The organism is Quyinboa mangrovi (assembly GCF_042219825.1).
Taxonomy (GTDB): Bacteria; Bacteroidota; Bacteroidia; order Bacteroidales; family UBA5342; genus JBHJHP01.
Map to the genome: position 1 here is coordinate 168,294 of NZ_JBHJHQ010000005.1, position 12,756 is coordinate 181,049.

A 12,756-nucleotide genomic window follows, 5' to 3' on the forward strand; every position below is an offset into this window, starting at 1 on the left:
CGAAGCATTCTCAAGCCCGGTTCACATTTAATATCAGCCGAAACTTTTATTTCCTGTGTCCCGTTGAATCCGGTTTTTACACCTTTTTCTAAAAACTTTCTGTAACCGAAGTTACATCTGTTTTTTGCTCTTGAATCAGACTCTGAATGAACGTACCGTTCCTTTGTTTCTGGTTTGCACCTTCCACACACATTTGAACCAAATCATAAGCCTGGACGAACCATAACTTTTTAGATTTTTTATCCCTGGGATTGTTACCGGGTCACCCCGAATAACCTAAGCTTCATGTCGCAATATCAGAACGAATTCTTCCATTGTTCGGATCCGCTGCAATTTGCGTTGCGTAACTCAATCCGGTAAACCGAATCTCATCAAACCTCAATCTTCCGGTAAGTCAGGACGTTACCTTGGATAGCATCACCTTCATAAATCCTGGAATCTATTTTTGTGATACCGGGTTTATAGGCTCTCTTCAGTTATGAACACGGGGTTCACGGAACTAAGAGATTAAAAATTGTAATGAGCGAGCTCATTAATTCTTTAAACCGTTCTGTAGCCGAAACTACTTTCAGGTTTATCCTGCCTCAAACTCAAATGCTTTAAAGAACGAACCTCTTTCAAAAGACCACCTCTTCTTTCCAGATTGCTCCTTCGTGATTCGGACTTCGGCTTTCTTTGCCGGCAAACCTTTCGATTTGTACGATTCAAATAAAACTCACTTAAGAATTAATACCTTCCTCCCGGTTTCTGAAAGCAGTCTTTATTGCTTTTCGGTATAACAAATATAACATGTCATGACGCTAATATGCAACTTTTTTAAGCTGAAGAAATCCACTATGTATCATCTCTGAATTAACAGGTTATGAACCGGTTTATCAACAATTGTTAACAACCGTCAGAATTTAAGTTTGCTTAGGTAAATCGGTGGCAATATTACATCTTTTTTTATTAAGAGAAAAAACAAATAGCATCCAGCCAGCAAAATAAGATTACCATATATATACTTATATACACGCAATACATTTTTTTAACAAAAAAAGATTGAACAATAGAAGCATTTTTATTGTATTAATATAGGTAACGTTCCAAATACTAATTACGTATATAGGAATATGTGATGTACGGAACAAATTGAAAGGAAATAACTTACAATTTAAAACAAAATTGGAACATTATGAAATCAAAATCGTATAAACCAAAGAAAGTCAAACAAACGTAATTTTTCACCTAAACACATCCGCTGCTATGAGACAACTCAAAATTTCAAGACAAATTACAAGCCGGGAGGAAATTTCGATTGACAAATACCTTTTGGAAGTTTCAAAAATCGATCTTTTAACTCCTGATGAGGAAGTTGCTTTAATTAAGAAAGTACGAGCCGGCGACAAACAGGCTTTTGACAGACTGATAAATTCAAACCTGCGCTTTGTCGTCTCTGTTGCCAAACAATACCAGAACCAGGGATTATCCTTTCCTGATTTAATTAACGAAGGGAATATAGGTTTAATAAAGGCTGCAGAACGTTTTGATGAAACCCGTGGATTTAAATTCATTTCATATGCTGTATGGTGGATCCGCCAGTCAATTTTACAGGCGCTTGCAGAACAGGCAAGAATTGTAAGGTTACCTTTAAATAAGATTGGATCTATCAATAAGGTAAATGCAACATACAACCATTTGGAGCAAACATTGCAACGCGAACCGACTGCTGTTGAAATAGCCAAGGAACTTGACCTTCCGGTTAAAGATGTTCAGCAGGCACTGAGTAGTTTTAAACGCCACGTTTCAATGGATGCCCCAATCAGCAACGATGAAGAAAAGGGTACTCTGTACGATGTTTTTCTGAACAACGACACCAAATCCCCGGATGACGACCTGGAAATGGAATCGTTAAAAACTGAGATCGCAAATTCACTTGCATCATTGCATCCAAGGGAAATTGAAATCTTAAAATTGTTTTACGGCCTTGAAGGAGAATCAGCAAAATCACTGGAAGAGATTGGTAAAATCGTTGGATTGACCAAAGAAAGAGTTCGCCAAATTCGTGAACGGGCTCTTAAAAAACTCAAACAGAAACATCGCAACAAACAATTGAAATCATATTTATAAATAATATTTTCTATTTTTACAGGGCAGAGACAATCTGCCCTTTTTTATTTTATGACGAAGGCATACAGGTTGAATCCAATAATATAAAAATGAACCACTTAATTGCACCATCGCTTTTAGCAGCAGACTTTGCAAATCTAAAGTCAGAGATTGAATTCATCAACAAGAGTGATGCCGACTGGCTGCATCTGGACATTATGGACGGCGTTTTTGTTCCGAACATCTCGTTTGGCTTCCCTGTCATTGAAAAGGTAGCTGCCATATGCGAAAAACCTATGGATGCGCACCTTATGATTGTTGAGCCACAGAAATTCATACCCGAATTCAGCAACCTGGGGGTCCATATGCTGAATGTGCACTACGAAGCCTGCACACATTTAAACCGGGTGGTGAACCAGATTAAGGAAGCCGGGATGAAAGCGGCGGTTACACTCAATCCGCATACTCCGGTTCATTTATTAAAAGATATTATAAGTGAAGTAGACATGGTGCTCCTGATGTCGGTAAATCCGGGATTTGGCGCCCAGAAGTTTATCCCTAATACCCTGTCAAAAGTCTCAGAACTTAAACTGATGATTGAAGAAAAAGGGCTGAATACACTTATTGAAATTGACGGTGGTGTAAATTTTGACACCGCACCAAAATTGCTGGAACATGGAGCAGATGTTTTGGTATCCGGAAGTTTTGTATTTAGCGCAACTGACCGTTTTGAGACAATCAGAAAAATGAAAGCATTATAACCGAACACACAAACAAAGTCAACATAAAATGAAACACTTCTTTATTACTATCACATTAGTGATACTGGTATCTCTTCAGTCCTCCAATGCATGTACAAATCTTTTGGTTACAAAAGGAGCATCTGCCGAAAATGCCAGCATGATAAGTTATGCTGCGGATTCACATACGCTTTACGGAGAACTTTATCACTGGCCGGCAAAAACATATCCGAAAGGGGCAAAACTCAAAGTTTATGAATGGGATACCGGCAAATACCTTGGAGAAATTGATCAGGTGCAACAAACGTATTCGGTTGTTGGAAATATGAACGAATATGCCGTTTCAATTGGAGAAACTACCTATGGAGGAAGACATGATTTAATAGACACAACTGCGATTATGGATTATGGCAGTCTGATGTATATCGCATTACAACGGTCAAAGACAGCCAGAGAGGCCATTCATACAATGACTTCCCTGGTTAAAGAATACGGATATTACAGTTCCGGCGAATCATTTTCTATTGCCGATCCTAATGAAGTATGGATTATGGAAATGATCAGCAAAGGCCCATTTGAAAAAGGTGCTGTTTGGGTTGCCAAACGTATACCCGACGGTTATGTTTGTGCCCATGCCAACCAGGCAAGGATTACAACCATTGACTTTAAAGACAAAAAAAATTGCCTTTACGCACCCGATGTGATTGATTTTGCACGTAAAATGAAATATTTTGATGGAAATGATAAGGATTTTGATTTCTCGGCTGCTTATGCTCCCCTTGATTATGGTGCTGTAAGATTTTGTGATGCCAGAGTCTGGAGTTTTTTTAATCATATAAATCCGGAACAAGGTGAAAAGGATCTGCCCTACATAATGGGTGAAACAAATGAAAGAATGCCGCTTTGGATCAAACCGGATAAAAAAATCAGTTACCGAGATGTTCAGAATTATATGCGGGATCACTTCGAAGGTACTCCTCTGGATATGACAAAGGATGCCGGCGCCGGATCTTTTGCGTTACCTTACAGATGGCGTCCGTTAACATGGGAGGTAGACAGCGTTGAGTATTTTAATGAGAGAGCTATTGCCACACAACAAACCGGGTTTTCTTTTGTGGCTCAAATGCGTGGAGAAGGCTACCCCACCCCAATGAAAGGCATACTTTGGTTTGGCGTTGATGATGCCGCAACCTCAGTATATGTTCCTATCTATGCAGGTATAAAAGAAGTTCCTGAATGTTTTAAAGTTGGAAATGGCGATATGCTGACATTTACATGGGACGCCGCTTTTTGGGTATTCAACTGGGTTTCTAACTGGGCTTATACACGTTACAGTTATATGATTAAAGATATAAAGCCGGTACAAAATGAGCTTGAAAACTATTATCAGATAGCTGTTGATGCTGCCGACGAAGAAGCTAAGAACATATTTGCTTCCAATAAAACAGAATTTTACGATTACATCACCAATTTTTCATCTAACCAGTCCAAACTTATGATGGATAAATGGACTAAACTGGGCCAGTATTTGCTGGTGAAATATATGGACGGGAACATAAAACAGGAAAAGGATGGGAAGTTTATGCGTAATCCTTACGGCTTACCTGAATACCCTGATCAACCAGGATATTCTGATGAATATTACAGGGATGTCGTCAAAAGTGCGGGAGAGAATTTAAAAATGCGTGAAGTTCCTAATGAATAATTCATTATTTTTGGTTGCTTAACTCCGACGAATGGATCTGATAAAAAAATATTTCCCAAATCTTGAGACTGAACAATACGAAAAGCTTGAGGCACTGATCCCGTTATACCAGGATTGGAATACAAAAATTAATGTGGTGAGCCGCAAGGATATAGACAACCTTGCTGTTCATCACATTCTGCATTCTCTGGGTATCGTAAAGATGATCCGGTTTCAGCCTAACACATCTGTATTGGATGTAGGAACCGGTGGCGGTTTTCCGGGAATTCCGCTTTCCATTGTTTTTCCACGTTCTAATTTTCATCTGATAGACTCTATTTCAAAAAAAATTAAAGTTGTACAGGGAATAGCTACTGAGCTTGAACTGGCTAATGTAAGAGCAGAACAGAAAAGGGTACAGCAGATAAAAGCAAAATACGAGTTTGTGGTCAGCAGAGCTGTGACTTCATTTCCCCGATTTGTTAAAATGACCCGGAATAATATCTCGGATGATCACAAAAACGGACTGCCAAACGGAATAATTTACCTGAAAGGTGGAGATTTCAGCAAAGAAATTTCAAATTTTAAAGATAAGGTGGCCGTTTTTAAACTTTCTGATTATTTTTCTGAAGAATTCTTTGAGACAAAGAAAGTCATCTATCTGCCTTTTGCTTAAACGGAAAATTCATAGAATTTTGATAACGCAATTCCAGCAAATTTGTTTCGTTATACTCCCCAAACCTGGGTATTTGCTATCGGGGTTTCCCGATTTTCACCCCCTCAATCCAACACACATTCATGTAATGCATTTCAATTTTACATAAATAAAGCGGGTTAATACGAAATCATAACACTATCCGTTTAACTGGTATATCACATACCGGTTTATATGATCAAAAGAGCACTTCTTACAATATCAGCTATATGCTTAATAAGTTTCTCAGGATTTTCACAAAAATATAATTCATATTATGGCCGTAGGTCTGCCCCTGAAAAACTGAACAGCATTTCAGTAGAATATGGTTTTCTGTCCACCGTGAACATTGGCGTTTATTTAGTGGCCACCGGAGTTGATTATTTAATTGATGAATACGGCAATGAGGTTAACCGTACCGGTTACACTGTGACAGGTCCCTTAGGTATATCCTACATGAGACGATTCAATAACTTTGAAGTTGGAGCTGAATTCTGGCTTAGCCGGCATAGCATAAACTTTAGCGGTTATTCCTACGGTTCACCAACCGTAAAAACGTATGCCTTTTTACTCAGTGCCAGTTATATCTATCTCAACAAAAATAATTTTCAACTTTATTCCGGACTAAGCATCGGACCTGGCTATATAGGTATATCCAATATTATTGATGACAGTCTTTTACAAAAACTTGAAAAATACCTCCCCCTTTCTTCCATGTATCTTGCCAGTCACTTAAATGTTTTTGGGGTTCGTTATGGGAAAGACTTTGGCGTGACCGTTGAAACCGGTTTCGGACACAAAGGACTAATCCATTTTGGCGTGGATTATAGATTTTAGTGTTGTTATCACAAAAAAGGAAACTTCCCTTTACATAGCAACGTAATTTTCAGTCTTGCACTTTGTGTCCTACATCTTGAGTCTTAAATCTTGTGTCTTATATCTTGCTTCTATATTTCTAACAAACATCATACTCTGTTTTATTCATTGGTCTTATCTTTAGGATCAAATCGATACTAATGATTCAGGAAGCACTCATACATCCCAAAAGTATTGCCGTAATCGGGGCATCAGAGAACCTGCAGAAACCTGGAGGAAAAATACTTTACAATCTTAAAAATGGTAATTTTGACGGCGAACTGTATGTTGTAAACCCGTCACGGGAAAATATTTCCGGAATACCTGCACATAATTCACCGGAAGAACTGCCACCGGTTGATATGGCTATTTTGGCTATTCCTGCCAGATTTTGTCCTCCGGTCGTTGAAACACTGCTAAAAAAAGGTACCAAAGCCTTTATCATTATATCTGCCGGATTCAGTGAAGAGCACGAAGAAGGAAAAGCTCTGGAAAACAGAATCACAAAAATGGTGGATGAGCATAATGCTACATTAATAGGGCCTAACTGCATTGGCGTGCTTACACCATTTCATCAAAGCATATTTACCTCTCCCATTCCCAAACTTGACCCGAAAGGCTGTGAGCTAATATCCGGTTCAGGTGCGACAGCTGTATTTATTATTGAAACCGGCATGAAAAAAGGACTGACTTTTTCGAGTGCCTTTTCGGTTGGCAACAGCTCACAGACAGGTGTGGAGGATATTCTTGAGTATCTGGACCACTCCTTTGATATTAAAACCAGCTCACCCATAAAACTGCTTTATATTGAAAGTATCCAAAATCCTGATAAACTTTTAAAACATGCCTCATCCCTGATCCGGAAAGGATGCAGAATTGCGGCTATCAAAGCCGGTGGCTCAGAAGCGGGAAGCAGAGCTGCAACTTCGCATACGGGAGCACTTGCCAGCAGCGATCTTGCAGTGGATGCATTATTTAAAAAAGCCGGCATAGTACGCTGCTATGGCCGTGATGAACTGACAACTGTTGCCGGTGTATTCATGTGCAAAGAGCTGAAAGGGAAAAACATGGCTATTATAACTCATGCCGGTGGCCCGGCAGTCATGCTTACCGATGCTCTGTCAAATGGAGGGATAAATATTCCAGCCATTTCAGGAGAAAAAGCTGATGCCCTTAAAGCAAAATTATTTCCAGGATCATCGGTATCAAATCCGGTTGATTTTCTTGCAACAGGCACAGCAGAACAACTGGGTGTAATTATAGATGCGTGCGAACGCGATTTTGATCAGGTCGATGCCATGGCTGTTATTTTTGGCAGCCCAGGTTTGTTTCCTGTAAGAGATGTATATAAGGTTCTGGATGAGAAAATCAGATCATGCAAAAAACCAATTTATCCTATACTGCCATCGGTGGTGAATGTTGCTGACGATATTACATATTTTACATCTTTAGGACATGTGAATTTTCCGGATGAAGTAGAACTGGGAAATGCATTGGTCAAGATCTTCAACACACATTATCCTGCAGAAGAAAAAATAGATTTGGATCTGGTTGATATTCCTGCTGCCAGAAAAATTATTGATGATGCAAAAAACGGCTATTTATCTCCGGATCAGGTTGAAAAACTTTTGGATTGTGCTTCTATTCCAAGAGTGAAGGAGATTACAGGAAAAACAGAAACAGAGATATTAAATGCCGCTAAAACAATTGGTTTTCCCTGCGTTATAAAGGTCGTAGGACCTGTCCACAAAACAGATGTCAGAGGTGTTGTACTGGATATTCACTCTGAGGATCATCTATTGGCAGAGTTCAGACGAATGATGAAAATTAAGGACGTAACAGGCGTTTTGGTTCAACCCATGATTACCGGGCACGAACTGTTTATTGGAGCTAAGTACGAACCTACATTTGGACATGTTATTTTATGCGGACTCGGGGGCATATTTATTGAGGTCCTGAAGGATGTTAGTTCAGGGCTTGCGCCGTTAACCCTGAAAGAGGCCGTGTCGATGATCCGGTCCTTAAAAAGTTATGCATTAATTAAAGGCACAAGAGGACATGAAGGCGTAGATGAAATGTTGTTTGCACAGATTATTGTTAGGTTGTCTTCCCTGTTGAGATTTGCCACTGAAATTGTAGAACTTGACATTAATCCACTTATCGGTCTGGGAAACAGAATTTTTGCTGTGGATGCGAGAATAAGAATTAATCGTTAGTTGTAAAGATTTGGCTTGTTTTAATCATTATTTGCTCTACACATTCAGCCCTATACTTCTATTTCCATACCCGATCTTCAGTAAATTGTTCTGATTTAGGATCAGACTGAATATTATTGTTCAATATGTGGGATTTAACACCCTCTTTCTTCGACAAGCTCAGGATTCACCCAGTTGTTTCTTTTGAAGCATCAAAAGAAACCAAAAATGCTTGCTGTAAAGAACCGCAATAACTTGCCCTAAAGTATTAACCTAAAGGTTTTCCAACACACAAATCCACACCCTTTACAGCGGCCAGCGCACGATTTAAATAAGCAGTAGCTTTTTCTATTATAACAATTGACCCTGTTAAGGGTAAAATGTTGGTAGCCCCAGGTCAATGAGCTTAGAAAATGTATGGGGATAAGAATATCATGTAAATCAAGGCCGGAGTTTATATCTTCTGATAAAGTCACAACAAATCAAGGCCTCATGTTTTAACAAATTTATAAAATACTATTTTATTTACCAGCCAAAGAACAATTTTACATATTGTCACAGTATAATGGGGAAATACTCTAAAACGCTATTCTCTTGATTGCGCAGATCATCCGTGGCAGGTGAGGCAGAATAAAATCATATAAACATCAAGCGTGGATAATTATTAATTGTTGATTATTCACTTTTCATTTAAAATCAGTCTCCTACTTTTTGAACAGTACCGGTACCATCTATCCTTATATCAGTTTCAGGATTTCCTTTATAATAAACAGATCCTGATCCGCCAATTTCTACATCCAAAGAATCCACTACGCTCAACTGACAATCTCCGTTACCATCAATTTGTACAGCGGCATTTTTTGATGCCATATCAAAACCAAGCAGGCTTCCGGTACCATCAATATATACAGATATATCCCTTGTTGATCCTGTCAGGCGAATATCCCCAGAGCCATCAATGCTTGCATTTACAGCAATTGTATTGGCTTCGTCACAACGAATATTTCCCGAACCATCAATCTGCAATTCCATCAAAGCTGCATAAAGTTTTTTAGCGACAACATCCCCGGAACCATTAATGCAAATTTTTAAATCACCGCCTGCACTCACTTCTTCGGGGATTTCAATATCACCAGAACCATTCAGTCCAATAAAATTCAAATCAGGTAATGTCACCTTAAAGTCCAGCTCATCAAACCGCCACACATTAATTTTGTCCTGTAAATAAATATGTAAAATGCTGTCTGTCACGTACAGATTAAGCCACTCAAACAGGTTTTTATTTGTCGTGACCTTTATACTTTTCTCTCCTTGTGCTACAGAGAGTTTACCTGGCACATCCAGAATTACACCTTTAAAATCCTTGAGGTTATACTCACGTGAAATCACATCTCCCTCACCTTCCACCATCTCCACGCACGATGTAAATGCAATAACTGATAATAATAGCAAGAGAATCCTTTTCATTCAGAAATATTTAACCCAATGATAATCAGCACTAAAAGTAATACATATTATCGAAATCCACAAAACCTTTGTTGTATCTCATTCCCTTAAACTTCGCCACATGTACAAAACAGGTTTCGGTCACCATAGGCATCGTCCACTCTGGCAACCGGCGGCCAGTATTTATTCAGTCTGAGCCAATCCACAGGATAAGCCGCAGCTTCACGATTATACGCATGCCCCCAGTTATCCGACACTAATTCCTGTGCGGTATGTGGTGCATTTTTCAAAACATTATCCGAATTATCTGCTTCACCTTTTTCAACCGACTGAATCTCATTGTAAATACTCTTCAGTGCATCCACAAAGCGGTCCAGTTCTTCCAGACTTTCACTTTCGGTAGGTTCAGCCATTAATGTACCATGAACAGGGAATGAAAGTGTTGGCGCATGAAATCCGTAGTCCATCAAGCGTTTGGCAATGTCCACTTCATTAATTCCTGATGCTTTAAAATGTCTGCATTCCAGAATCATTTCATGCGCCACCCGGCCTTTTTCTCCCACATACAAAACACCAAATGTATCCTTGAGTTTGTGAGCAACATAGTTTGCGTTCAAAATGGCAATTTCCGATGCCTGTTTTAATCCATCTGCACCTAGCATTTTTATGTATCCGTAAGTTATCGGCAACACACTAGCACTCCCATAAGGCGCTGCAGCAACAGGTTTCCCTTTGCGGTCATTATTTAATACAGTATGACCCGGAAGAAAATCAACAAGATGTTCAGCCACTGCAATAGGACCAACACCCGGCCCACCTCCACCGTGAGGAATAGCAAACGTTTTATGCAGGTTCAAATGGCAAACATCGGCTCCGATCATGGCCGGATTCGTCAACCCAACCTGTGCATTCATATTGGCCCCATCCATGTAGACCTGCCCCCCGGCAGAATGAATAATGTTACACATCTCGCGAACGCTGGCCTCATAAACACCATGTGTAGAAGGATAGGTAATCATAAATGCCGCCAGTTTTTCACCGGTTTCCACTACCTTTTGTTTGAGGTCATCCAGACTAATATTTCCTTTCTCGTCGCATTTTACAACTACCACCTGCATTCCTGCAGCAACAGCACTTGCAGGATTAGTCCCATGGGCCGATGAAGGTATAAGCACCACATCCCGCTGATCATCACCACGACTAAGATGATATTCCCGAATTACCATTAACCCGGCAAGTTCACCGGCAGCACCGGAGTTTGGCTGCAGACTCACATCTGCAAAGCCCGTTATTACGGCTAAATCATGGCGTAACTCCTTAAACATCTCATGGTACCCTGCAGCCTGGTCAACCGGAACAAAGGGATGGATTCCGTTAAATTCTATCCAGCTTAGTGGTAACATTTCGGTTGCCGCATTCAACTTCATGGTACACGAACCCAGCGAAATCATTGAATGTGTCAGTGAAATATCCTTGTGTTCCAGCATTTTAATGTAACGCACCATTTCGGTCTCGGATCTGTACTTCGCAAATACCTCATGTGTAAGGTAATCACTGGTTCTAACAAATTTATTTCCCAGCGTAATATTTTCAGGGACATCCTCAATGTATGGAACCGCTTTATTATTGGCTTTGGCAAACACCTCAAGTATCCAGTTCACATCGTCCATATTCGTGGTTTCATCAATGCTGATCCCAACTTCTCCTGAATTAAAATACCTGAAGTTCATTTCCAGTTCTGTGGAATACCGGATAATATCTGATAACCGAACCTGCGAAGGAATCCTGATCTTGAGTGTATCGAAATAATTATCGTTCAACTGTTTGTATCCTAACTTTTCTACCTCCTCGGAGATAAACGAGGCTATGCTGTGAATTCGTTTTGCAATGCGTTCAATCCCTTCCCTGCCATGGTATACAGCATAAAATCCAGCCATATTAGCCAAAAGTGCCTGTGCGGTGCAAATATTCGACGTTGCTTTCTCACGCTTTATATGCTGCTCGCGGGTTTGAAGGGCCATTCGAAGGGCACGGTTTCCAAACCTGTCGCGCGTGACCCCAATTATCCTGCCCGGCATATTCCGTTTAAATTCATTACGTGTAGCAAAAAAAGCAGCTGCAGGCCCACCATATCCCATCGGCACACCAAAGCGTTGTGATGTTCCAAACACCACATCAGCTCCCCATTCTCCCGGAGGAACCAATAACGCAAGACTCAGCAGATCTGTTGCAACTGCAACTTTTTTATCCCCGGCATGAAACCTATCGGTAAAATTTTTATAATCCAGTATACGACCATCAGAATTCGGATATTGCACAATAGCTCCAAACATGTTTTCAGTGCATTCACAGGTTCTGAAATCGCCCACATGAATTGCAATTCCTAGCGGTTTGCTTCTTGTTTTTAATACTGCCAGCGTTTGCGGCCAGATATTTTCATCCACAAAAAGCATATTGACATTTTCCTTAACCTGCATACGTGAACGACAGTTATACATCATTATCATAGCTTCAGCAGCCGCTGTTGCTTCATCCAGTAAACTTGCATTTGCCAGTTCCATTCCGGACATATCACAAACCACTGTCTGATAATTCAACAAGGCTTCAAGTCTTCCTTGCGAAATTTCTGCCTGATAAGGTGTATAAGATGTATACCAAACAGGATTTTCAAGCACATTGCGTAGAATAACAGAAGGTGTTATGGTATCGTAATACCCCATCCCAATGTAGGTATTAAACACCTTGTTTTTGGAAGCCAGACCAAGAATTTTCCGGTAATACTGCCGTTCGGTCAACCCTGGGGCCAAATCAAGCGGCTTATCCAGTAATATATCTGATGGAACAGTTTGCTCTATAAGTTCCTGAATGCTATGCACACCAAGTTCCTTTAGCATATACTCTACTTCATGAGGACGCGGACCAATATGACGGGAAACAAAACGATCAGTATTCATCTGTTAATTATCTTAATATCAATATTTTATTATTTACTTTTTAAGGTTAACAAGATAATCATTTTTATTATATTCATGGATATGATTATTGTCATTGAAC

The 12,756-nt window shown here is 39.9% G+C and carries 8 protein-coding genes; 6 read left to right on the forward strand and 2 right to left on the reverse strand.

Annotated elements, in window-relative coordinates:
- The first annotated feature begins 1,245 nt into the window (after positions 1 to 1,245).
- From ACE1ET_RS12065 to ACE1ET_RS12090, 6 genes are all read left to right on the forward strand, one after another.
- Positions 1,246 to 2,109 carry a sigma-70 family RNA polymerase sigma factor gene (locus tag ACE1ET_RS12065; protein WP_375720898.1) on the forward strand — a complete coding sequence of 288 codons (864 nt, stop codon included), beginning with the start codon at positions 1,246 to 1,248 and terminating at the stop codon, positions 2,107 to 2,109.
- An 89-nt stretch (positions 2,110 to 2,198) separates the two neighbouring features.
- Entirely contained in the window at positions 2,199 to 2,849 is a 651-nt protein-coding gene (rpe, locus tag ACE1ET_RS12070) for a ribulose-phosphate 3-epimerase (RefSeq protein WP_375728665.1), read from the forward strand.
- 28 nt (positions 2,850 to 2,877) lie between these two features.
- Entirely contained in the window at positions 2,878 to 4,533 is a 1,656-nt protein-coding gene (locus tag ACE1ET_RS12075) for a dipeptidase (RefSeq protein WP_375728666.1), read from the forward strand.
- Positions 4,534 to 4,564: 31 nt separating this feature from the next.
- On the forward strand, positions 4,565 to 5,188 hold the full coding sequence (gene rsmG, locus ACE1ET_RS12080) for a 16S rRNA (guanine(527)-N(7))-methyltransferase RsmG (RefSeq protein WP_375728667.1): 624 nt from the start codon (positions 4,565 to 4,567) through the stop codon (positions 5,186 to 5,188).
- A gap of 213 nt (positions 5,189 to 5,401) precedes the next feature.
- Positions 5,402 to 6,043, forward strand: coding sequence for a hypothetical protein (locus ACE1ET_RS12085; RefSeq protein ID WP_375728668.1), 642 nt, complete (start codon positions 5,402 to 5,404; stop codon positions 6,041 to 6,043).
- A 179-nt stretch (positions 6,044 to 6,222) separates the two neighbouring features.
- Complete coding sequence (locus tag ACE1ET_RS12090) at positions 6,223 to 8,277, forward strand: acetate--CoA ligase family protein (RefSeq protein WP_375728669.1); 2,055 nt, start codon at positions 6,223 to 6,225, stop codon at positions 8,275 to 8,277.
- A 675-nt stretch (positions 8,278 to 8,952) separates the two neighbouring features.
- Here ACE1ET_RS12090 and ACE1ET_RS12095 read toward each other — a convergent pair.
- Complete coding sequence (locus ACE1ET_RS12095; protein WP_375728670.1) at positions 8,953 to 9,723, reverse strand: head GIN domain-containing protein; 771 nt, start codon at positions 9,721 to 9,723, stop codon at positions 8,953 to 8,955.
- Between the two features lie 86 nt (positions 9,724 to 9,809).
- Positions 9,810 to 12,656 (reverse strand): aminomethyl-transferring glycine dehydrogenase, encoded by a 2,847-nt coding sequence (gene gcvP, locus ACE1ET_RS12100; RefSeq protein WP_375728671.1) that lies wholly within the window; start codon positions 12,654 to 12,656, stop codon positions 9,810 to 9,812.
- Positions 12,657 to 12,756 lie beyond the last annotated feature (100 nt).

Bases quoted from the DNA above. Each gene is read 5' to 3' on its own strand.
- ACE1ET_RS12090 (WP_375728669.1), top strand. From the start codon at position 6,223: ATGATTCAGGAAGCACTCATACATCCCAAAAGTATTGCCGTAATCGGG.
- ACE1ET_RS12095 (WP_375728670.1), bottom strand. From the start codon at position 9,723: ATGAAAAGGATTCTCTTGCTATTATTATCAGTTATTGCATTTACATCG.
- ACE1ET_RS12065 (WP_375720898.1), top strand. From the start codon at position 1,246: ATGAGACAACTCAAAATTTCAAGACAAATTACAAGCCGGGAGGAAATT.
- gcvP (WP_375728671.1), bottom strand. From the start codon at position 12,656: ATGAATACTGATCGTTTTGTTTCCCGTCATATTGGTCCGCGTCCTCAT.
- rsmG (WP_375728667.1), top strand. From the start codon at position 4,565: ATGGATCTGATAAAAAAATATTTCCCAAATCTTGAGACTGAACAATAC.
- ACE1ET_RS12085 (WP_375728668.1), top strand. From the start codon at position 5,402: ATGATCAAAAGAGCACTTCTTACAATATCAGCTATATGCTTAATAAGT.
- ACE1ET_RS12075 (WP_375728666.1), top strand. From the start codon at position 2,878: ATGAAACACTTCTTTATTACTATCACATTAGTGATACTGGTATCTCTT.
- rpe (WP_375728665.1), top strand. From the start codon at position 2,199: ATGAACCACTTAATTGCACCATCGCTTTTAGCAGCAGACTTTGCAAAT.